Raw genomic sequence first — 20,832 nt, forward strand, 5'->3', positions numbered from 1 at the left:
CCTCCTTATATTTAGAAAAGCGTAGGCGACTGGTTATCTCCGACAGGCATAAGACAAGATGCGACGTGACGATCTTTGTCACATAGCAGATTGGCTTATGACCCCGAGGAGATAGGAGCCGCAGCTAGACATTTAAAAGCGTAGGCGACTGGTTATCTCCGACAGGCATAAGACAAGATGCGACGTGACAATCTTTATCACATAGCAGATTGACTTATGACCCCGAGGAGATAGGAGCCGCAGCTAGACATTTAAAAGCGTAGACGACTGGGTTAAATATCTAAGTTTTTAACATATCTAGCATTATCTTGTATAAAGTCACGACGAGGTTCTACTTTATCTCCCATAAGGATTTCAAATATTTCATCTGCTTCCATTGCATCCTGGAGATTTACTTGGAGCATTGTTCTTGTTGATGGGTCCATTGTTGTCTCCCAAAGCTGAGTAGGATTCATTTCCCCTAAACCTTTGTAACGTTGCATACCAGGTTTAGGTGCTTTTGGAAGCTCCTGTAGTAATGCATCTAGTTCACGATCATTATATACATAATGAGCTGCTTTCCCTTGTTGAACCTTATATAATGGCGGTTGTGCAATATAAATATAGCCTTTTTCTATTAAAGGTTTCATATAACGATAAAAGAAGGTTAAAAGCAATGTACGTATGTGAGCACCATCCACATCGGCATCTGTCATAATAACAATTTTATGATAACGAGCTTTTTCAATATCAAAGTCTTCCCCAATACCTGTCCCTAGGGCTGTAATAATAGTCCGAATTTCATTGTTTGATAATATTTTATCTAAACGGGCTTTCTCAACGTTTATAATCTTACCTCTTAATGGGAGAATTGCTTGGAAGTGACGATCACGACCTTGTTTTGCTGAACCACCAGCAGAATCACCCTCAACGATATAAAGTTCACTAATTTTGGCGTCTTTTGAAGAACAGTCAGCTAGTTTTCCTGGAAGACTTGAAACTTCTAAAGCACTTTTTCTTCTCGTTAACTCACGAGCTTTTTTCGCAGCCATACGAGCCCTGGAAGCCATTAACCCTTTTTCAACTACTTTTTTTGCTATATCTGGATTTTCAAATAAAAACTTAGAGAAGTTTTCACTAAATAATGCATCTGTTACTGTTCTTGCTTCACTATTTCCAAGTTTTGTTTTTGTTTGTCCCTCAAACTGTGGATCTGAATGCTTAATAGATACAATTGCAGTTATACCTTCTCGAACATCATCACCACTTAAATTTGGGTCACTTTCTTTAAACATATGATTTTTTCTAGCATAATCATTAATTACTCTAGTTAAAGCGGTTTTAAAACCGGATTCATGTGTTCCACCTTCATAAGTGTGAATATTATTTGCAAAGGAGTATATATTACTAGCAAAGCCATCATTGTATTGAATAGCTATTTCAACTGTTATGTTATCCATTTCACTTTCGGCATAGAAAGGCTCGTGTAATGGCTCTCTCGTACGATTTAAATGCTCTACATAGGAAGAAATACCACCCTCATAATAAAATTTTTGAGGCTCCCTATCATGGCGTTTATCCTCTATAGATATAGTGATACCTTTATTCAAAAAAGCTAACTCACGAATACGATGCTTTAACGTGTCATAGTTATATTCTAATGTTTCTGAAAAAATTTCCGGATCTGGTTTAAAGTGTATTTTAGTACCAGTAATATCCGTATCTCCAATGATTTTTAAATCTTCATGTGGCACACCACGATGGTATTTTTGATAATGAACTTTTCCATCTCGATGAACAAATACTTCTAATTCTGTTGATAGGGCATTAACAACAGATGCACCAACCCCATGTAGTCCACCTGATACTTTATAACCACCACCACCAAACTTACCACCAGCATGTAATACAGTTAGAATTACTTCTACCGCAGGACGTCCTTGTTTTTCGTGAATTCCAACAGGAATCCCACGTCCATTATCACTAACAGTTATACTGTTATCTTTTTCGATAACGATATTGATTTGATCACAATAACCAGCTAAAGCTTCATCTATACTGTTATCTACAATTTCCCAAACTAAATGATGAAGCCCTTTTTCATTCGTGGAACCTATATACATACCTGGTCTTTTTCGAACAGCTTCAAGACCCTCTAATACCTGTATTTGATTTTCATCGTATGCTTGTCCTGATAATTTTTCTTCCATAGCCATCGGTTTCACACCTTCATTTTTTTGTTCTTTCACGGTTCACTTTATAGTAATGTAAAAGCACTATTATACTAGGTATTTCTAATGTTACGATTACTCTTCAAATGCTTCCGAAAAATCCTCTAATTTATTTAGAGTAGACGATAATTGAGAGCGTTTTTTCAAAGTTGCAACAGATAATGTACTAAAATATATATATTCCGTTGTTATAACAATGGATTTTGCAGATTCATAAGATGTTTCAACAACTTTGTTATTCTTTTTTTGATTCATTATCATTTCATCAACAATAGAGGAAGAAGTTAATAAATCACTATCTATTATAGCAACTACATCTCTTGACTGAATGACATGATCCTCACCTATATGTATAAACAACGTAACCTCACCCTTCTTTCGATACTGCCCCTTGATGGACATGAAATATCTCTGCTTTTTTTAACGTATCATGTTCGATTCCGTCAACGCTTGTTGTAGATACAAAGGTTTGTACTTTACCTTGAATCGTATTTAATAGATGCGATTGCCTATGATCATCCAACTCACTTAAAACATCATCCAAAAGTAAAATAGGATATTCCCCAACTTCACTATAAATCAATTCTATTTCTGCGAGTTTTAACGATAGAGCTGTTGTTCTTTGTTGGCCTTGTGATCCATATGTTTGCACTTCTTTACCGTTTAAATGAAAAACGAGATCATCACGATGAGGACCTATCAATGATGTACCTCTTTCAATTTCTTTTGTTTCCATATCTTCAAATTGTTTTTGATAGACTTCTACTATTTTTGACAATTCCATGTTTTCTGATACCTCTATTGAAGCATCATATGTTATTTCTAATTTTTCTAGATGACGGCTAATTCCTAAATGTATTGGCTGAGCCCATTTACGTAACAACTGTAGGAACTTAAATCTCCTATGAATAATAGTTGCTGCATGCTCAATGATTTGCTCTGTCATTACTCGGAGCATTGTTCTATCCATTTGTTGTTTACGTTGATAATCCTTTAATAATGCATTTCTTTGTTTAAGTATTTTTTGAAATTGTCCTAAATGGTAAACATAAATAGGTTGTATTTGTCCGATTTCCATATCAATGAAACGACGTCGTTCTTGAGGACTGCCTTTAACTAAATTCAAATCCTCTGGTGCAAACATAACAACATTAAGTGCACCAATATAGTCACTTAATCGCTGTTGCTCAATATGATTTAATTTTGCTTTTTTTCCTTTATTGGAGAAAATAAGTTCTAAAGGAAACTGTCTGTTTCTCTTTACTACACTACCTTTTATTTTAGCATAACTTTCATCCCATTTAATGAGTTCTTTATCTTTAGATGTACGATGTGACTTTGTAAGGGCGAGAACATAGATAGATTCCATTATATTGGTTTTTCCTTGGGCATTTTCTCCAATTATGACATTCACTTTATGATCAAAAGTTAAATCTAAGCTTTCATAATTACGATAATTTTTCAAAGACAGTTCATTAATATGCATATATTACTCCTTTTAATTCAAGGAACCTTCGTCACGATTCGCTACTTCAAATGAACCAATGCCTTCAATTACTACTACATCACCATGTCTTAATTTCTTTCCTCTACGGTCTTCTTTTTCACCATTTACAAAAACCTCATATTCACTTAGAAACCACTTAGCCATTCCGCCCGTTTCTAAAACATTTGCCAGTTTTAAAAATTGTCCAAGTGGAATTGATTCTGTCTTAATCTCTATTTGTTCATTCATTTTTTTACCACCCTACTTTTCATTCTTCTTCTATTTTACTAAATCATTACGTATAAGAAAAGCAAGGGTGGAATCCCTTGCTTCTCAATCCACCCTGTTAGGTGTTAATCATGTTTTTTAGTAAGTGCGTACAGGCAATATTAATTGTAAAATTTCCTCTTCTTCTGAGCCGGGTTTAATAATAAAAGGTCTCATAGCTCCAGTGAAAAGAATTTTTACTTTTTCTGTATTAATCGCCTTTAAAGCATCCATCATATATTTTGCACTAAAGGATATTTTTAATTCTTCTCCCTCAATAGAATCTACTTTAACTTCGTCTAATACTTTTCCAACTTCTGGTGAATTACTTGAAATCTCTATAGTATGTCCATCTTTTGTCATCAATTTAACGACATTATTTCTGCTTTCCTTAGCTAGTAAACTTGCACGATCAATGGAATGTAGTAGTTCTTTTGCATCGATAACTACATTTGTTTTACTTTGTTCCGGAATTAAACGTGATGTCTCGGGATAATTACCGTCTAATAATCTAGATAAGAAATAAAGATGTTTTGTTCTAAATAAAATTTGGTTTTCTGTGACACTGATTTCTATTTTATCTTGGGAATCTTCTAGTATTTTGTTTAGTTCATTTAAACTTTTACCTGGGATAACAATATTTTTAAACGTTACCTCTGATGTTATATCAGACATTGGGATAGTTCTAGATGCTAATCGATGACTATCTGTTGCAACAAAGTGTAGCTTTTCATCTCTTAACACCATATTAACTCCAGTTAAAATAGGTCTCGTTTCTGAAGTGGATACAGCAAATACAGTTTGGCGAATAAGATCCTTTAATAAATCTATTGGCAATTCAAAACTATTTTCTGTATGAAGTTTTGGAAGCTGTGGATATTCTTGTGGGTCTTGTCCATTCAAATTAAATTCAGCACTTCCTGAACGAATTGTTACATTAAATTGTTCATCTGATTCTATTTCGACTGTTTGTTCTGGTAATTTACGCACAATTTCAGGAAAATATTTAGCTTGTAGTATGATACTTCCAGGTTCAATATTTTCTACAAAAACAATTCCATTTTCTTCCGTTGGTATAAAAGATTCAATAGAAATATCAGAGTCACTACCTGTAAGTTTCACTCCATCAGTTGTTGCTTCTAGTTTCATTCCACTTAAAATAGGAATTGTTGTTTTAGAAGAAATAGCTTTCATTACATCTTGTACACTTTCCATTAACTGATTTCGTTGGATAACAAACTTCATTTTAAAATCCTCCTAAATGTGTATCTATTATATTATTTTTCTTTAAAAAAGTAGTAATAGTAATAGTAGGGACTGTGAATATGTGGATAACAGTTATAAAGTAAAGATAAGAAAGTCTATCCACATGTGGATAGACTGTGTGTAGATGTGTAAAAGTTATTCACATTATTCAGATGTTATTTTTGTTTAATTCTTTCTTTTACTTCTTCAATTTCATGATTTAACTGTTGATCTGCTGCTATCATTTTTGAAATTTTTTCATGGGCATGTATGACAGTTGTATGATCTCTACCACCGAATTCCTCCCCAATTTTAGGAAGTGAAAAGTCCGTCATTTCTCTAGCTAAATACATTGCGATTTGTCTAGGAAAAGCAACTGATTTTGTTCTTTTCTTCGCTGTAAAATCTTCTAACTTTATGTGATAAAATTCCCCTACAACTTCTTGTATCCCATGTATAGTAATGGTTCTAGGTTTCGAACTAGGAATGATATCTTTTAATGCATCTGCTGCTACTGATGCATCTATATCACGGTTTATTAAAGAGGAATATGCTACAACTCTTATAAGAGCCCCCTCTAATTCTCTTATATTTGTATCAATTTGATTTGCTATATATAACATCACTTCGTTTGGAATATCTAAACCTTCTGCTTTTGCCTTTTTTCGTAAAATGGCTATTCTTGTTTCTAAATCTGGAGGTGTAATGTCTGTAATAAGTCCCCATTCAAACCTTGATCTTAAGCGATCTTCTAATGTAGGTATTTCTTTTGGAGGACGATCACTAGAAATGACAATTTGCTTATTCTCTTCATGCAGTGTATTAAACGTATGGAAAAATTCTTCTTGTGTTTGTTCTTTTCCAGCTAGAAACTGAATATCATCTATTAATAAAACATCTACATTTCTATATTTGTTTCTAAAATTAATAGCTTTATTGTCACGAATAGAGTTAATAAACTCATTTGTAAATTTTTCAGAAGATAAGTAAACAACTTTTGCAGATGGATTGTGTTCAATAACATAATGTCCAATAGCATGCATTAAATGTGTTTTACCCAAGCCAACTCCACCGTAAATAAAAAGTGGGTTATAAGCTTTTGCTGGCGCTTCTGCAACAGCTAATGAAGCAGCATGAGCAAAGCGATTTCCAGATCCAATAACAAAAGTATCAAAAGTATATTTTGAATTTAACATACTTTTTGAAGTGCCTTCTGTTGCATTAGAAATATTTTGGACGGGCCTTTTATTCTTTTTTGGTTCATATTCCTCGATTTCCGTTTCGGGGATTATAAACTTTGGTTTTAAGGAAGTTCCAGTTACTTCAAATAAAGTATCTGAAATTAGTTGAGAGTAACTATTCTCCAGCCAATCACGTGCAAATTCATTCGGAGCTGCTATAACGATTGTTTCATTATGAAAAGACTTAGCTTCAGTTGACTTTAACCAGGTATCAAAACTAGGTTTACTAATCTTTCCTTCTATAGTTTTTAATGTTTTTGTCCATAGTTCTGCTATGTTTTCCAAAAAGTTCACCCCTTTATCGGTGAGGGAATTTAATTTTTACAATATAAAATCGGGCTTACCCCAATATGATGTGGTGAAAGCCAATTTTCACATGTTCAAGAAAGAAGTATAAAATTATTGCGATACAGTTAGCTCTAGCATAAGTGCAATGGAACCTAATTTTTTTAAGGTTCATAATATTTATAAAAAAGGCCATATTTTAGTGAAAAAAGTTACTAACATGCTCAATTTTAAGTATTTTGAGGCTGTTGATAAGTAAACAAGTGGAATACACCTGTGGATGATTTATTATCATTATAACTAATGATTTGACATTTATCGACATTATCCACAAATTTGTTTATAAATTCGTAAACAGGGATGTGTATGAATGTCCACACGTTATCCACAGTCTGTGGAAAAGTCAATATAGGATTGAATTAAATAACAAAGTTAAACACAAATATAATACCAAATAAATCCTCGGGTTGCAATGGATTTTAATGACTTATCCACATATCCCATTTCTTGTGTTCTTTTTTTATCCACAGCACTATATTTTGTGTATTACTTGTCGATAATTGTTGTGGATATAAAATTGGTGTTCTTTTTTTGTCGATACAGTTTGTGGATAATTTTTTTTACCTTCTGAATTCAAGGAAAAGTTGACATTTGTTTTTAACGTCCCGTATAATTAATTGGACTGTCTTTTAACCTTTTTGCACTTTGAACTGATTTAACTTATGTAAACAGTTTAGGTGTAGGGATATTCCTTAGGCTTATCCAAAAGATGGTGTTAGCCTAGTTCAAAAAAAGTTCAACTTTCCTCAGGAGGTGTATATAAATGAAACGCACTTATCAACCTAAAAAACGTAAACGTAGTAAAGTTCATGGATTTAGATCAAGAATGAGTTCTAAAAACGGCCGTAAGATTTTAGCTCGTCGCCGTCGTAAAGGAAGAAAAAATCTATCTGCATAGGCCACTGAAATCCTCAGTGGTCTTTTTTCACTTTAAAAGAGTAAATGATGAAATTTGTTCGTTGTGGGTTTAATGTTTGCATCCAGCGAATAAACTAGACTTATTGGGTGAATATCAAGTGTGTTGTTTTATTTTTCACTTCTAGATAACTATGCCTTTTAGAAAGCTTCTAAACTGGAGTGAATAAATGATGAAGAAATCCTATAGAATTAAAAAGAATGAAGAATTCCAGCTAGTTTTTCAAAAGGGGAGTTCCTTCGCAAATCGTCAGTTTGTCCTTTATTATATGGAGAAAGCTGGACAAGCTCATTTTAGAATTGGACTATCTGTAGGAAAGCGAATTGGAAATGCAGTTGTGAGGAATAGAGTGAAGCGGCTTTTAAGACAAGCTTTTTTGGAACTACATGAAGAAATTAAACATGAATATGATTTAGTAGTAATTGCCAGGGTTCCAGCAAAAGATCTAGACTTTCCTGATGTAAAAAAAAGTTTAAATCATTTACTACGTAAAACAAAGCTTATTAAACCTATTAAAAAAGATACGAAGTCTTAAATCTTAATGGATGAAATTTCATTCATTAGATTTTATTACTTTTTTTATCTTCCTTTATATAAGGAATTATTTTATATAGAAACTAGTAAAGAAAAAATGGTAATATATAATTATATGTTCATTTACATAAAACATGCTTGTGATGCAGGTTAGGAGGAAGAAAGTTGCGAAATAAGTTATTATTAATCGCAGCCATGATTGGGATTTTGTTTTTTCTTTCAGGTTGTACAGAAATTAATGAGCCAATCCATTCAGATAGTGAAGGGTTTTGGAACCAATATTTTGTTTGGCCATTAGCATTACTAATCCAGTATGTAGCTGGAATTTTTGGAAATAGTTTTGGTATTGGGATTATTATTGTTACGATCATTATACGTTTAGTATTACTACCGTTAAACGTAAAGCAATTGAAATCTTCTAAAGCGATGCAGGATATTCAACCTGAAATTAAGGCTTTGCGCGAAAAATATAGCTCTAAAGATGCTAAGACGCAACAGCAATTACAACAAGAAACGATGAAGCTTTTCCAAACTCATGGTGTTAATCCACTAGCAGGGTGTTTACCTATACTAGTTCAGATGCCAATATTAATTGCTTTTTATCATGCTATTTATCGTTCAGATGAAATTAAAACACAAACATTTATGTGGTTTGAATTAGGTGCTCCAGATCCATTTTTCATTTTGCCACTAGTTGCAGCTGGAACAACATTTTTGCAACAAAAACTAATGATGGCTGGTAGTCCGGCAGCACAAAATCCTCAAATGACAATGATGCTTTATATCATGCCTATCATGATTGGGGTATTCGCTACATTCTTCCCAGCAGCACTTGCTTTATACTGGGTAGTAGGTAACGTATTTATGGTTATTCAAACTATCTTCATTCGTCGTCCAATGATGAAGGATGATAATGCAGGGGGAGCAAAAAAGTGAGACAAGTAACTGCTACTGGCCAAACTGTAGATGAAGCAGTTCAATCTGCTTTGGTGAAGCTTGATACGGTCATAGATCGTGTCCATGTAGATGTTATCGATGAAGGGAAAAAAGGAATTTTTGGTGTGTTCGGTTCCAAACCGGCAATTGTAAAAGTTCGTGTCTTAAACGATAAGGTGAAGGAAGGGGAAGAATTCCTTCGTCAAGTAGCAGAACAAATGGGAATTACTATTACGATTAATACAGTAAAAAAAGAAAAAGAAGTTCTATATGAACTATCTGGTGAAAAGATTGCTATGCTAATTGGGAAACGAGGACAAACTCTAAACGCATTGCAATACTTGACTCATTTAGTTGTTAATCGAAATGTAGATGGTTTTAAAACAGTAATTATCGATGCTGAAGGATATAGAGAAAGAAGAAATGATACGCTTATTCAACTCGCAAATCGTTTAGCACAAAAGGCGATTCAAACTCAAAAATCAGTTTCTTTAGAGCCTATGCCTTCATATGAAAGAAAAGTTATCCATACTGCTTTACAGAATAATAACAAAATATCTACACATTCCGATGGTGTAGAACCAAATCGTAAAGTCGTAATAAAACCAGAATAATATAAAAAATCACCTTCCGTTATCATTTAAACATAATGGAAGGTGTTTTCTTTTTAACAGATTAAAAACAAAAGGGTCTAAAAATATATATATAATGTCTAAATTGGGATACTATTATAAAAGTAGTTATAAGTGGAATAACTTGGATAAATATGCTATTCTAAGGAATTAGTGAAATTAATAAATTTGATTTTAAAATACCTATGCCTGTAAGGAGGAAGGGCAATGGATATAGATACAATTACGGCAATTTCAACTCCAGTTGGAGAAGGTGCAATTGCCATTGTTCGGCTAAGTGGGGCAGATGCAATAAACATTACGAAAAAAATCTTTAAAGGGAAAAACTTAGATGAAGTTCCTTCCCATACGATACACTATGGAAAATTAGTAGATCCCGAAACAAATGAAACTGTAGAAGAGTCGATGGTAACTGTTATGCGTTCACCTAGAACTTTCACACGTGAGGATATTGTTGAAATTAATTGCCATGGTGGATTAGTTTCAGTTAATCGTGTTCTAGAGTTAGTTTTATCTAATGGTGCTCGTTTAGCAGAACCTGGTGAATTTACGAAAAGAGCTTTTTTAAATGGTAGAATCGATTTGTCACAGGCAGAAGCAGTGATGGATTTAATTCGTGCAAAAACAGACAGAGCGATGAGTGTTGCCTTAAAACAAATGGATGGAAGGTTATCGAAGTTAATCCGTTCGCTTCGTCAAGAATTAATTGAAACGGTAGCACATGTGGAAGTGAACATTGACTATCCAGAGTATGATGATGTGGAAGAAATGACCCATCATGTGTTAATTGAAAAAACACAGCAAGTATATAAGCAAATAGAGGGACTTTTACAAACAGCAAAACAGGGTAAAATATTAAGAGAAGGTATTGGAACGGCTATTATCGGTAGACCTAATGTTGGGAAGTCTTCGTTACTTAATGCGTTAGCTCATGAAAACAAGGCTATCGTTACAGAAATACCTGGTACAACAAGAGATGTCATTGAAGAGTATGTGAATGTTAGAGGAGTTCCATTAAGATTAGTTGATACTGCAGGTATACGTGAAACAGAGGACATCGTTGAAAAAATTGGTGTAGAGCGGTCCCGCCAAGTTCTAAAGGAAGCAGATTTAATTTTACTTGTATTAAATAACGGTGATGAATTTACTGATGAAGATGAACGTTTATTTGAAGCAACTGCTGGAATGGATAAGCTAATTATTGTGAATAAGACGGATCTTCCTAGAAGGTTAGATATAGAAAAGGTCAAACAATTAGCAGAAAACTCACTAATTATTGAGACGGCTATTATAGAGGAAAAAGGTATTGATGAATTAGAACAAGGTATAGCAAACATTTTCTTTGAAGGAGATTTAGATACTGGTGATCTTACATATGTGTCTAATGCCCGTCATATTCAACTATTGAAAAATGCTAAAAATGCATTAGAGGACGCTATAAATGGTATTGAAGCAGGAATGCCAATTGATATGGTTCAAATAGATGTTACGAGAACTTGGGAGCTATTAGGTGAAATTATTGGTGATACGGTACATGAAAGCTTAATTGATCAATTATTTTCTCAATTCTGCTTAGGGAAATAATGATTTGGAAGGAGTTTAAAGAGTATGTATGAAGCGGGTCGATTCGATGTAATTGTTATTGGTGCGGGTCACGCTGGTTGTGAAGCTGCATTAGCTTCTGCAAAACGTGGAGCGAAAACATTGATGTTAACGCTAAATTTAGATTTAATTGCCTTTATGCCTTGTAATCCATCTGTTGGTGGACCAGCAAAAGGAGTAGTAGTACGGGAAATCGATGCACTTGGCGGACAAATGGGTAAAAATATAGATAAAACACATATACAAATGCGTTTACTAAACACTAGTAAAGGTCCAGCTGTAAGAGCATTACGTGCACAGGCAGATAAGGTTCTTTACCAATCAGAAATGAAAAAAACGCTTGAAAACCAAGAAAATCTGTCTGTTAGACAAGGAATGGTTGAACGATTAATTATTAAGGATAATGCTGTCAAGGGTGTTATTACAGAAACGAAAGCAGCTTATTACGCCAATACAGTTATTATAACAACCGGAACATTCATGCGTGGAAAAGTCCTAATCGGTGATATAGCATATGAAAGTGGCCCTAACAACCAACGACCGAGTATTACATTGTCTGAGCATTTGGAGGAGCTTGGTTTTGATTTAGTTCGATTCAAAACAGGGACACCTCCAAGAGTAAAAAGCCATACGATCGACTATACAAAAACAGAAATTCAACCAGGTGATGATGAACCACGAGCTTTTTCTTATGAGACAACAGAATTTATCACAGATCAATTACCATGTTGGTTAACATATACTGGTGAATTTACCCATCAAATAATTGATGAAAACTTGCAAAGATCAGCTATGTACTCGGGGGCAGTCAAAGGTAGAGGACCTCGCTATTGTCCTTCTATTGAAGATAAAATTGTCCGTTTCCATGATAAGCCGAGACATCAGATTTTCTTAGAACCAGAAGGAAGGAATACAGAGGAAGTGTATGTCCAAGGGTTATCCACTTCTTTACCAGAGGATGTACAAAAAAAGATGTTAGAAAGCATACCTGGACTAGAAAAAGCAGAAATGATGAGAGCGGGATATGCGATTGAATATGATGCTGTAGTTCCAACACAGTTGTGGCCAACTTTAGAAACAAAACGAATTGAAGGATTATTTACAGCAGGTCAAATAAATGGTACTTCGGGATATGAAGAAGCGGCAGCTCAAGGTATAATGGCCGGAATAAATGCAGCAGCAAAAGCATTAAATAAAGAATCATTAATTTTAGATAGATCACAAGCATACATTGGGGTACTTATTGATGACCTTGTGACGAAAGGAACTAATGAACCATATCGTTTACTAACTTCACGTGCGGAATACCGTCTTTTATTAAGACATGATAATGCTGATCTGCGACTTACTGATATAGGCTATCAGATTGGACTTATTACACAGGAAAGATACGAAAAATTCATCGCAAAGAAAAGATTAATTGAAGGAGAAAAAGAGCGTCTTGGTCAAATCTTACTAAAGCCAAGTGATGCCGTGCAAAAAGTAGTAGAGGAAACAGGCGGGACCCCTCTAAAGGATGCAATAAGAGCTGCAGATTTGCTAAAAAGACCGGAAGTATCCTACCAAACCATTAAAGGATTAGCTTCACCAGAACAAGAATTACCTTTAGATGTAGAGGAACAAGTAGAAATACAAATAAAGTATGAAGGTTATATTAAAAAGTCCCTTCAACAAGTTGAAAAAATGAAAAAAATGGATTCCAAAAGCATTCCTGAAAATATTGATTATGATGCTATTCAAGGGTTAGCAACAGAGGCTCGTGAAAAACTTAAAGAAGTTAGGCCTTTATCTTTGGGGCAAGCTTCAAGGATTTCAGGAGTTAATCCAGCAGACGTATCTATTCTACTCGTCTATATTGAACAAGGTAAGATTGCACGTGTTTCAAACAATTAAAAGGGGTATTTGTAATGAATGAGGAACTTTTTATCCAACTATTGAAGGAAAAAAGAATAGAAATAAATGATAAACAGTTAAAGCAGTTTGAAATATATTATAGCACGCTTGTTGAATGGAACGAAAAAATGAATTTAACAGCAATAACAGCTAAGAATGAAGTATATTTAAAGCATTTTTACGATTCTCTTACACCAGCTTTTTATTTCCCTTTTGAAGGAAACATGACTGTGTGTGATGTGGGTGCAGGAGCAGGGTTCCCATCCCTACCGTTAAAAATTATCTTCCCTGAACTACAAGTAACAATTGTTGATTCTCTAAATAAACGTATTACATTCTTAGATCATTTAGCTAAACAGTTGAACTTGCAAGGGGTAAATTTTTATCATGACCGTGCTGAAACGTTTGGGCAAAACAAGAAATTCCGCGAAAGTTTTGATATAGTCACAGCAAGAGCTGTTGCCCGATTATCGGTGTTAAGCGAACTTTGCTTGCCTCTTGCTAAAGTCGGTGGAACATTTTTAGCTTTAAAAGGACCACAGTTTCAGGAAGAGGAAAAAGATGCTCAGTCTGCAATTCATCAGTTAGGTGGAGAATGGAATGAGGTACATGCTTTTGCTTTGCCTGAAGAGGGTAGTGAGCGCCATTTAGCAGTTGTAAAAAAAATAAAAACAACACCAAAACGATATCCAAGAAAACCAGGAATTCCTAACAAAAGTCCCATTTCCTAATCTATATTAGGAAATGGGTTCTTTTTTTCTGCTTTTTTTTATTTAGATATGATAAAATGATAGATATGATAAATTAATAGATAGACATATTGGATTCACCTGAATGTTTCACGTGGAACATTTGGCAGGATTTTGAGAAAAAGTCTCGAAATTAGTAATAAAGGATTGTATAAAGAACGTTAGCGCCCTGGATCATAGGTGCAGATCAATGCATGATTGCACTTATCTTTCTACATATTCGTGTTGGTAAGTATACCTTGCCTTTTCGTTAACACGATATACTTTCTGATATGGTGAAAAGGTGGTGTTTATGGGTGAACCCATTAAACCGATTTTTTGGAGCGGGAGAAAAGACGGAAGGAACGCAACAAAATGTAAGACAAGATGAAGTAATTCAAATTCCTATTCGTGATATTCAACCAAACCAATATCAACCGCGTTCCATTTTTAGTGATGAACGCATTCAAGAGTTAGCCCAAACCATTCGAACACATGGGATGATTCAGCCGATTGTTGTTCGAAAAATGGACAACCTTCGAGGGAAATATGAATTGATTGCTGGAGAACGTCGCTGGAGAGCAGCGCAACATCTTCAGTGGGATCATATACCGGCAATCATTAAAGAAATGTCCGATACAGAAACAGCCTCGGTTGCCTTAATTGAAAACCTACAAAGGGAAGAATTGACGGTCATTGAAGAGGCGATGGCGTATGCACAATTGTTAGAAATGCATGGCCTAACCCAAGAGGCATTGGCACAACGATTAGGTAAAAGTCAGTCAACAATTGCTAATAAGTTAAGATTATTAAAACTCCCTCAAGCTGTTCGAAATGCCGTTCTTGAAAAACAAATAACAGAACGTCACGCTCGTGCTTTAATAGGATTGAAGGAACCGGAACAACAGGAAAAGCTCTTGAAAGAGATATTAGAAAAAGGCTTAAATGTCAGTCAAACAGAAAAAAGAATCCAACAATTAAAAGAACCACAGACAAAGAAAAAGCCTAGAGTCCAAATGAGGGGTTTTAGCAAAGATGTTCGTATTGCGATGAACACTATTCGCCAATCGATACACATGGTCAATGATTCTGGTATAGAATTAGAAACCAATGAAGAAGAACATGATGAATACTATCAATTAACGATTAAAATTCCGAAAAAGAAATGATAGAATAGAAGAAGTCCTCCTACCTTTGTATAAGAGGAGGATTTTTTCTACTATTATAGAGAAGTAATAAAAAATTTCATGACAGAATAGAGGCAGGTGACACCATGGGCAAAGTCATTGCCATTGCAAATCAAAAAGGTGGTGTTGGTAAAACAACAACCGCTGTTAATTTAAGTGCTTCATTGGCTGATTTAGGCCACAAAGTACTTCTAGTTGATGTAGATCCGCAAGGAAACGCAACGAGTGGCGTTGGAATTGATAAGGCGGATATGGATCAGTGTATATATAATGTGTTAGTTGAGGATTTGAAAGCGGCTGAGGTTTGTGTACCTACTGCTGTTGAAAATTTAGATTCTATCCCGGCTACAATCCAATTGGCTGGAGCTGAAATAGAATTAGTACCAACAATATCGAGGGAAGTTCGCTTAAAGAAAGCATTGGACCCCGTAAGAGAACGTTATGATTTTATAATCATTGATTGTCCTCCTTCTTTAGGTTTACTCACAATAAATGCACTAACAGCTGCTGATAGTGTTTTGATCCCTGTACAATGTGAATACTACGCTTTAGAAGGTTTGAGTCAGCTCTTGAATACCGTTAGATTAGTTCAAAAACATTTAAATAAAACGTTAATGATTGAAGGGGTTTTATTAACGATGTTAGATGCGCGAACTAATTTAGGTCTACAGGTTATAGAAGAAGTTAAAAAGTATTTTCAAGATAAAGTTTTCCAATCCATTATTCCTCGTAATGTCAGATTGGGAGAGGCACCGAGTCATGGCGAACCAATCACAAAATACGATCCGAAATCTAGAGGTGCTGAGGTTTATAATGATTTAGCGAAGGAAGTGATGGCGAATGGCGCGAGGGTTGGGTAAAGGAATAAGTGCTTTTTTTCCAGATGTACAGACTGAAGATGAGATTGTTAAGGACATACCAATACAACAATGTCGACCGAATCCATATCAGCCGCGTAAAACATTCCAAGCAGATGCCATTGAAGAATTAAAGGAATCGATTCAAGAACATGGTATATTGCAGCCGATTATTTTACGAAAAAGCATAAAGGGATATGAAATTGTTGTTGGAGAACGACGATTCCGTGCTGCAAAAGAAGCGGGACTTGAAACAATTCCTGCTGTCGTTCGTGAATTAACAGATCAAAAGATGATGGAACTAGCATTGTTGGAAAATCTCCAAAGGGAAGATTTAACACCTATTGAAGAGGCTCAGGCATATGATCGTTTAATGAATGAGTTAGGTATTACCCAAGAGGTTTTAGCGCAAAGATTAGGGAAAAGTCGCCCTCACATCGCCAATTTAGTCAGGCTTTTAGCTTTACCGGAAACTGTTTGTGCTCTAATTAATAATAGAGAACTTTCCATGGGACATGGTCGTGCTTTGTTAGGTTTAAAAGACAAAGAATCCTTACCATTAATAGTGGATAAAATACGAAAAGAACATTTAAATGTCCGCCAGGTTGAAATGCTTATTTCTCAATTAAATGAGAAAAAAGTTAAAAAGAAACCAGCAAAAGAGAAAAAGGATATCTTTTTAGAGGCAAAAGAATCAGAGTTGCGTGAACGTTTTGGAACAAATGTAAATATTCAAAAAGGGAAACGCAAAGGAAAAATAGAAATTGAATTCTTTAGTCAGGAAGATTTAGATCGCATTATCCAACTTTTAAATGGATAGGCGTTCGGGGGAAGTGAGCGAAGCGAAAGCTTAAGCTTGCTTCTCCCTTCTTATTAATTTCATATTTTTGTTATTGTTTCACGTGGAACATTGCAGCTGGAGAGGCGAGAAAGAGGGAACGAAAATGGTGTTATTCGGTGCATTGATGAATGGACTAGGTATATTAGTTGGAACCTTTTTCGGTTTGTTTTTCACTAAAATACCGGAAAGAATTAAAGAAACAATTATGTACGGTATCGGTTTAACAGTATTGTTAATCGGATTTCAAATGGCTTTTGGATCTGAACGGATTGTTATTGTGTTATTAAGTTTAATAACAGGAGCTCTTATAGGGGAGTTGTTTAGACTAGAAGATAAGCTTAATGCAATAGGTAACTGGATTGAAACGAAATTCAACCAAAAGAATAAAGGGGAGTCTACCATTGCTCAGGGGTTTGTAACAGCTTCTTTAATCTTTGTTATAGGTGCTATGGCTGTTATTGGGGGTTTAGATAGTGGGTTGCGTAACGATCATGAAATTTTACTCACAAAAGCAATGATTGATGGGTTTGTTGCATTAGTCTTAACGACAACACTTGGGTTTGGTGTCGTTTTTTCCATAATCCCTGTAGTACTTTACGAAGGATTAATAGCTGTTTTTGCTACACAAATTGAAAATTGGGTACCAGAACAATTTTTAAACTTGTTTATAGAGGATATGACTGCTACAGGCGGGCTGCTCATTGTAGCTATTGGATTAAATCTATTAAAAATCACGAATATAAGAGTAGCAAATTTGCTTCCTAGCATACTAATGGTAGGATTCCTATTAGCTATATATATGCAGTTTTAGAATAATAGTCAGCTTGAATGCTGACTATTATCTATTATTAAAGTTTAATAGATAAAAGTAAGTTAAAAAGAATTACCCTTCTTCTTTTTCTTCTACTATTTCTTCTGTAGTATCTTTTTGTAAAAAATAATGTAAAAATCTTAAAGCTTGCGAAGTTTGCTTGGCCATATTCATGACGATGGACAATCTAGTGTTTTGTAATACGAAATATTCCATATATCCACTAAGATTTACAACCCCGCTTAAATATAAATCACCAACGTCAGGTAACTGTTTTTGAACTGCTGCTCCTGGCTTGATGGAGCCGACTCCTGCAATGATAGAACCAATAGAACTTTGTTTTCCTAAACAAGCATCAATAGCAATAATAAAAGCGTTTGAATGGTTTTGCTTTATATCTTCTAACCTATCTTCAAGATTTTTAGCATGGACTGGAGAGTCCAATGTCCCATATATCGAAAATTGTGGAAGATGATGTTCACTCAGTAGACTTCCAACAATTGGCCCTAAGGAATCTCCTGTAGATCTATCCGTCCCAATACATACTATTATGATTTCTTGATCTCTGTTAGGAATCCAGGAATATAACGTTTTTGCTAACCGATAAGCGGACGAGGGATGTGCATAATAAAACCTTTTTTCTTGTTTTTTTGGAAAAAGGATTTGTTTTAGATTCATAGCTAGTCCTCCACAATCATATTGGTAATAGTATACGGAAACAATGTCCGTTCTATACTTACCAACTTGAAAAAGACCAACTTTGGTAAAAAAATGGAGGAGAAGCCATGTGGAAAGCAGGATTTAAATGGATGTTTTTAATAATTGGAACAATGGTAGGAGCTGGATATGCATCAGGAAGAGAACTGTGGCAATTTTTTGGTCATGAAAGTGGATTAGCTATTCTATTATTTTCAATTATGTTTGCAGTAAGCTGTCATGTGATTTTAACTATCAGTTATGAACAAAGAACAACGCATTATCTACCAGTGCTTCGATTAATTGTTGGGAAACACCTAACTGGTTTATATGATATATTAATTTTAGTTTATTTATTTACCACCACTATGGTTATGATGGCAGGAAGTGGAGCGACATGGCAAGCCTTCCATTTTTCATATTGGTGGGGTATTGCAGCTATTGGGATACCACTTGTTTTGGTTTTTATATGGGACTTGAAAGGGATAATTTCTATGAATAGTTTTGTTCTTCCACTTTTAATTGGCGGACTGCTGTATGTTTTGATATTATTTACTGTACAGCAAGAACTTTCCCTTATCTCCCATTTAAACGAGCAAACGAATTGGGCTTCAGCTTTTCCTTTTACAGCCTTAAATATATTACCTTTAATAGCTGTATTAGGGGCTGTTGGCAAGCACGTGAAGCGTAAAGGGGAAGTTTGGATAGCAAGCGTTGGTAGTGCGGTGATTCTTGGTGTCGTATCTTTTATTTATAATAGTAGTCTAATTCAGATTTCTGAAGAGATGTTGCTATATGAAATCCCGCTATTTGCTATTCTAAAACATTATCCATATAAGATGTTTATTTTTATATCGATATTGCTTTGGATAGCTCTATTCACAACAGCGTTATCTAGTGTTTTAGGTTTTATTTCTAGAATTCAAGAAAGGTTTAAGATTCCTTTATGGGCATTAGCTCTAATCACAGTTACATTAACTGTTCCATTTACAAGTTTTGGTTTTTCAACTTTAATCGAGTACTTATATCCACTATATGGATTATTAAACTTATATGTATTATCAGCAATTCTACTATATCCCATTGCGAACAGATATAAGGAGGATTTGCGGTATTAGATTGTATTAGGAGGATAAAGATGGACTGGCTCATTAACCAATGGGGTCAAATATTTGATTATTTAGCTGAACATCAAATTTTAGAAACAGTTGGTCTCGCAACAGTGAGAATTATTCTGATCTTATTTGGCGCTTGGATCATTACAAGAATTGGAAAAGGTTTAATATTGAAGTTGTTTATGCATAGAAAAAAAGGACCTTTTACCATTTCTGAAAGAAGAGAAGCAACACTTACGAAACTGTTAGAAAATACATTAGTCTATATGGTCTATTTCACTGCATTTATTATGATTTTAGAATCACTAGGATTGCAGGTAGGGGCACTTCTCGCAGGGGCAGGAATTGCTGGTCTAGCTATTGGTTTTGGTGCGCAAAATCTAGTGAAGGATATTATTACAGGTTTTTTTATTATATTCGAAGATCAGTTTTCTGTTGGTGATTTCGTGAGAATTGGCCAATCAGAAGGGGTAGTTGATGAAATAGGTTTGAGAACGACGAAGATTAAAACATGGACAGGTGAACATCATATTATTCCAAATGGTAATATTCAAGAAGTTATAAACTTTTCTATCCATAACAGCGTTGCAGTAGTCGATGTAGGCGTCTCTTATGAAGGAGATATTAATCTTGCAGAAAAAGTATTAACGGAACTTTTGGAAAGACTTCCTGCGGATAATCCTGAAATGGTGAAAACACCAGAATTATTAGGTGTTCAAAATTTAGGAGCATCTGATGTTGTTTTTCGGGTGATTGCTGAGGTAGAGCCTATGCAACATTGGGCAATTGCTCGTAAAATGAGAAAAGCAATAAAAGAAGAACTTGATAAAAATGGTGTGGAAATACCATTCCCAAGATTGGTTATGTATTCCCGTAAAGAAAAAGAAGAAGATTTAGTAAAGGAGTGACATTTGGATGGCAGATAATAAACAATTTGAGTTGAATGATATTGTTTCAATGAAGAAGCCCCATCCTTGTGGTGAAAACCAATGGAAAGTTATTCGTGTGGGAATGGATATTCGGATAAAGTGTATGGGCTGTCAGCACAGTGTTCTTATACCTAGAAGGCAGTTTGAAAAAAAAGTGAAGAAAATACTTGAAAAAAGTGAAGAAAAATAATTTGGATAAAACTAGGCATAACTTAAATTTTGTGCAGCAATTAAAAAGTAAAAATAAATATTTCTATACTAAAGGAGCAAAATGGGGTGTATATGACCTTCCTTTGCTTCTTTTTGTTTAGCTTGTTTTTTTAGAAAGGACTATCTATAATTGGATTGACTACAAACAAAG

Annotated in this window: 21 protein-coding genes; 14 read left to right on the plus strand and 7 right to left on the minus strand. The window is 34.7% G+C overall.

Annotated features, from left to right (window positions below; translation table 11 throughout):
* Positions 1-272: 272 nt before the first annotated feature.
* The 6 genes from gyrB to dnaA all read right to left on the minus strand — a co-directional run bounded on the left by gyrB (position 273) and on the right by dnaA (position 6,734).
* Positions 273-2,195 carry a DNA topoisomerase (ATP-hydrolyzing) subunit B gene (gene gyrB, locus HNQ94_RS14280; protein ID WP_376697753.1) on the minus strand — a complete coding sequence of 641 codons (1,923 nt, stop codon included), beginning with the start codon at positions 2,193-2,195 and terminating at the stop codon, positions 273-275.
* Positions 2,196-2,285: 90 nt separating this feature from the next.
* On the minus strand, positions 2,286-2,570 hold the full coding sequence (gene remB, locus HNQ94_RS14285; protein ID WP_174497095.1) for an extracellular matrix regulator RemB: 285 nt from the start codon (positions 2,568-2,570) through the stop codon (positions 2,286-2,288).
* Positions 2,571-2,577: 7 nt separating this feature from the next.
* Positions 2,578-3,696, minus strand: coding sequence for a DNA replication/repair protein RecF (recF, locus tag HNQ94_RS14290; protein ID WP_174497094.1), 1,119 nt, complete (start codon positions 3,694-3,696; stop codon positions 2,578-2,580).
* Between the two features lie 12 nt (positions 3,697-3,708).
* Positions 3,709-3,945, minus strand: a complete 237-nt coding sequence (gene yaaA, locus HNQ94_RS14295) for a S4 domain-containing protein YaaA (RefSeq protein ID WP_174497093.1) — start codon at positions 3,943-3,945, stop codon at positions 3,709-3,711.
* 117 nt (positions 3,946-4,062) lie between these two features.
* Complete coding sequence (gene dnaN / locus HNQ94_RS14300; RefSeq protein ID WP_174497092.1) at positions 4,063-5,208, minus strand: DNA polymerase III subunit beta; 1,146 nt, start codon at positions 5,206-5,208, stop codon at positions 4,063-4,065.
* Between the two features lie 176 nt (positions 5,209-5,384).
* Entirely contained in the window at positions 5,385-6,734 is a 1,350-nt protein-coding gene (dnaA, locus tag HNQ94_RS14305; protein ID WP_174497091.1) for a chromosomal replication initiator protein DnaA, read from the minus strand.
* A gap of 823 nt (positions 6,735-7,557) precedes the next feature.
* Between dnaA and rpmH the strand changes: the two genes are divergently transcribed.
* The 11 genes from rpmH to HNQ94_RS14360 all read left to right on the plus strand — a co-directional run bounded on the left by rpmH (position 7,558) and on the right by HNQ94_RS14360 (position 17,731).
* Positions 7,558-7,692, plus strand: a complete 135-nt coding sequence (gene rpmH / locus HNQ94_RS14310) for a 50S ribosomal protein L34 (RefSeq protein WP_174497090.1) — start codon at positions 7,558-7,560, stop codon at positions 7,690-7,692.
* Between the two features lie 190 nt (positions 7,693-7,882).
* Positions 7,883-8,245 (plus strand): ribonuclease P protein component, encoded by a 363-nt coding sequence (rnpA, locus tag HNQ94_RS14315; protein ID WP_174497120.1) that lies wholly within the window; start codon positions 7,883-7,885, stop codon positions 8,243-8,245.
* Positions 8,246-8,409: 164 nt separating this feature from the next.
* Complete coding sequence (gene spoIIIJ / locus HNQ94_RS14320) at positions 8,410-9,180, plus strand: YidC family membrane integrase SpoIIIJ (protein WP_174497089.1); 771 nt, start codon at positions 8,410-8,412, stop codon at positions 9,178-9,180.
* The gene (gene jag / locus HNQ94_RS14325; RefSeq protein WP_174497088.1) at positions 9,177-9,794 is read left to right on the plus strand and encodes an RNA-binding cell elongation regulator Jag/EloR; all 618 of its coding nucleotides are present in this window, start codon (positions 9,177-9,179) and stop codon (positions 9,792-9,794) included. Before spoIIIJ ends, jag begins: the two co-directional genes overlap by 4 nt.
* Positions 9,795-10,019: 225 nt before the next feature.
* Positions 10,020-11,396 (plus strand): tRNA uridine-5-carboxymethylaminomethyl(34) synthesis GTPase MnmE, encoded by a 1,377-nt coding sequence (mnmE, locus tag HNQ94_RS14330; RefSeq protein WP_174497087.1) that lies wholly within the window; start codon positions 10,020-10,022, stop codon positions 11,394-11,396.
* A 24-nt stretch (positions 11,397-11,420) separates the two neighbouring features.
* The gene (gene mnmG, locus HNQ94_RS14335; RefSeq protein WP_174497086.1) at positions 11,421-13,307 is read left to right on the plus strand and encodes a tRNA uridine-5-carboxymethylaminomethyl(34) synthesis enzyme MnmG; all 1,887 of its coding nucleotides are present in this window, start codon (positions 11,421-11,423) and stop codon (positions 13,305-13,307) included.
* Positions 13,308-13,321: 14 nt separating this feature from the next.
* Positions 13,322-14,038: a 16S rRNA (guanine(527)-N(7))-methyltransferase RsmG gene (gene rsmG, locus HNQ94_RS14340; RefSeq protein WP_174497085.1), complete on the plus strand. Its 717-nt coding sequence runs from the start codon at positions 13,322-13,324 to the stop codon at positions 14,036-14,038.
* A gap of 290 nt (positions 14,039-14,328) precedes the next feature.
* Positions 14,329-15,204, plus strand: a complete 876-nt coding sequence (noc, locus tag HNQ94_RS14345) for a nucleoid occlusion protein (RefSeq protein WP_174497084.1) — start codon at positions 14,329-14,331, stop codon at positions 15,202-15,204.
* A gap of 104 nt (positions 15,205-15,308) precedes the next feature.
* Positions 15,309-16,082 carry a ParA family protein gene (locus HNQ94_RS14350; protein WP_174497083.1) on the plus strand — a complete coding sequence of 258 codons (774 nt, stop codon included), beginning with the start codon at positions 15,309-15,311 and terminating at the stop codon, positions 16,080-16,082.
* Positions 16,063-16,899 carry a ParB/RepB/Spo0J family partition protein gene (locus tag HNQ94_RS14355; protein WP_174497082.1) on the plus strand — a complete coding sequence of 279 codons (837 nt, stop codon included), beginning with the start codon at positions 16,063-16,065 and terminating at the stop codon, positions 16,897-16,899. Before HNQ94_RS14350 ends, HNQ94_RS14355 begins: the two co-directional genes overlap by 20 nt.
* A 124-nt stretch (positions 16,900-17,023) precedes the next feature.
* On the plus strand, positions 17,024-17,731 hold the full coding sequence (locus HNQ94_RS14360; protein ID WP_174497081.1) for a DUF554 domain-containing protein: 708 nt from the start codon (positions 17,024-17,026) through the stop codon (positions 17,729-17,731).
* A 72-nt stretch (positions 17,732-17,803) separates the two neighbouring features.
* On the opposite strand, the gene yyaC is transcribed toward HNQ94_RS14360, so the two are convergent.
* Positions 17,804-18,409 (minus strand): spore protease YyaC, encoded by a 606-nt coding sequence (gene yyaC / locus HNQ94_RS14365; protein WP_174497080.1) that lies wholly within the window; start codon positions 18,407-18,409, stop codon positions 17,804-17,806.
* A gap of 107 nt (positions 18,410-18,516) precedes the next feature.
* On the opposite strand from yyaC, the gene HNQ94_RS14370 reads away from it, so the two are divergent.
* From HNQ94_RS14370 to HNQ94_RS14380, 3 genes are read left to right on the plus strand one after another with little or no spacing between them, the layout of a single operon-like run.
* Positions 18,517-19,545 carry a YkvI family membrane protein gene (locus tag HNQ94_RS14370; RefSeq protein WP_174497079.1) on the plus strand — a complete coding sequence of 343 codons (1,029 nt, stop codon included), beginning with the start codon at positions 18,517-18,519 and terminating at the stop codon, positions 19,543-19,545.
* Between the two features lie 20 nt (positions 19,546-19,565).
* Positions 19,566-20,450, plus strand: a complete 885-nt coding sequence (locus HNQ94_RS14375) for a mechanosensitive ion channel family protein (protein ID WP_174497078.1) — start codon at positions 19,566-19,568, stop codon at positions 20,448-20,450.
* A gap of 7 nt (positions 20,451-20,457) precedes the next feature.
* On the plus strand, positions 20,458-20,661 hold the full coding sequence (locus HNQ94_RS14380) for a DUF951 domain-containing protein (protein ID WP_174497077.1): 204 nt from the start codon (positions 20,458-20,460) through the stop codon (positions 20,659-20,661).
* Positions 20,662-20,832: the final 171 nt, after the last annotated feature.

Source organism: Salirhabdus euzebyi (genome assembly GCF_014207435.1).
In the GTDB taxonomy this organism is placed as follows: Bacteria; Bacillota; Bacilli; order Bacillales; family Alkalibacillaceae; genus Salirhabdus; species Salirhabdus euzebyi.

Coding starts and splice junctions, on each gene's coding strand:
- gyrB (WP_376697753.1), bottom strand. CDS start 2,195: ATGGCTATGGAAGAAAAATTATCAGGACAAGCATACGATGAAAATCAA.
- recF (WP_174497094.1), bottom strand. CDS start 3,696: ATGCATATTAATGAACTGTCTTTGAAAAATTATCGTAATTATGAAAGC.
- yaaA (WP_174497093.1), bottom strand. CDS start 3,945: ATGAATGAACAAATAGAGATTAAGACAGAATCAATTCCACTTGGACAA.
- dnaN (WP_174497092.1), bottom strand. CDS start 5,208: ATGAAGTTTGTTATCCAACGAAATCAGTTAATGGAAAGTGTACAAGAT.
- rpmH (WP_174497090.1), top strand. CDS start 7,558: ATGAAACGCACTTATCAACCTAAAAAACGTAAACGTAGTAAAGTTCAT.
- rnpA (WP_174497120.1), top strand. CDS start 7,883: ATGAAGAAATCCTATAGAATTAAAAAGAATGAAGAATTCCAGCTAGTT.
- mnmE (WP_174497087.1), top strand. CDS start 10,020: ATGGATATAGATACAATTACGGCAATTTCAACTCCAGTTGGAGAAGGT.
- mnmG (WP_174497086.1), top strand. CDS start 11,421: ATGTATGAAGCGGGTCGATTCGATGTAATTGTTATTGGTGCGGGTCAC.
- rsmG (WP_174497085.1), top strand. CDS start 13,322: ATGAATGAGGAACTTTTTATCCAACTATTGAAGGAAAAAAGAATAGAA.
- noc (WP_174497084.1), top strand. CDS start 14,329: ATGGTGAAAAGGTGGTGTTTATGGGTGAACCCATTAAACCGATTTTTT.
- HNQ94_RS14350 (WP_174497083.1), top strand. CDS start 15,309: ATGGGCAAAGTCATTGCCATTGCAAATCAAAAAGGTGGTGTTGGTAAA.
- HNQ94_RS14355 (WP_174497082.1), top strand. CDS start 16,063: ATGGCGCGAGGGTTGGGTAAAGGAATAAGTGCTTTTTTTCCAGATGTA.
- HNQ94_RS14360 (WP_174497081.1), top strand. CDS start 17,024: ATGGTGTTATTCGGTGCATTGATGAATGGACTAGGTATATTAGTTGGA.
- yyaC (WP_174497080.1), bottom strand. CDS start 18,409: ATGAATCTAAAACAAATCCTTTTTCCAAAAAAACAAGAAAAAAGGTTT.
- HNQ94_RS14370 (WP_174497079.1), top strand. CDS start 18,517: ATGTGGAAAGCAGGATTTAAATGGATGTTTTTAATAATTGGAACAATG.
- HNQ94_RS14375 (WP_174497078.1), top strand. CDS start 19,566: ATGGACTGGCTCATTAACCAATGGGGTCAAATATTTGATTATTTAGCT.
- HNQ94_RS14380 (WP_174497077.1), top strand. CDS start 20,458: ATGGCAGATAATAAACAATTTGAGTTGAATGATATTGTTTCAATGAAG.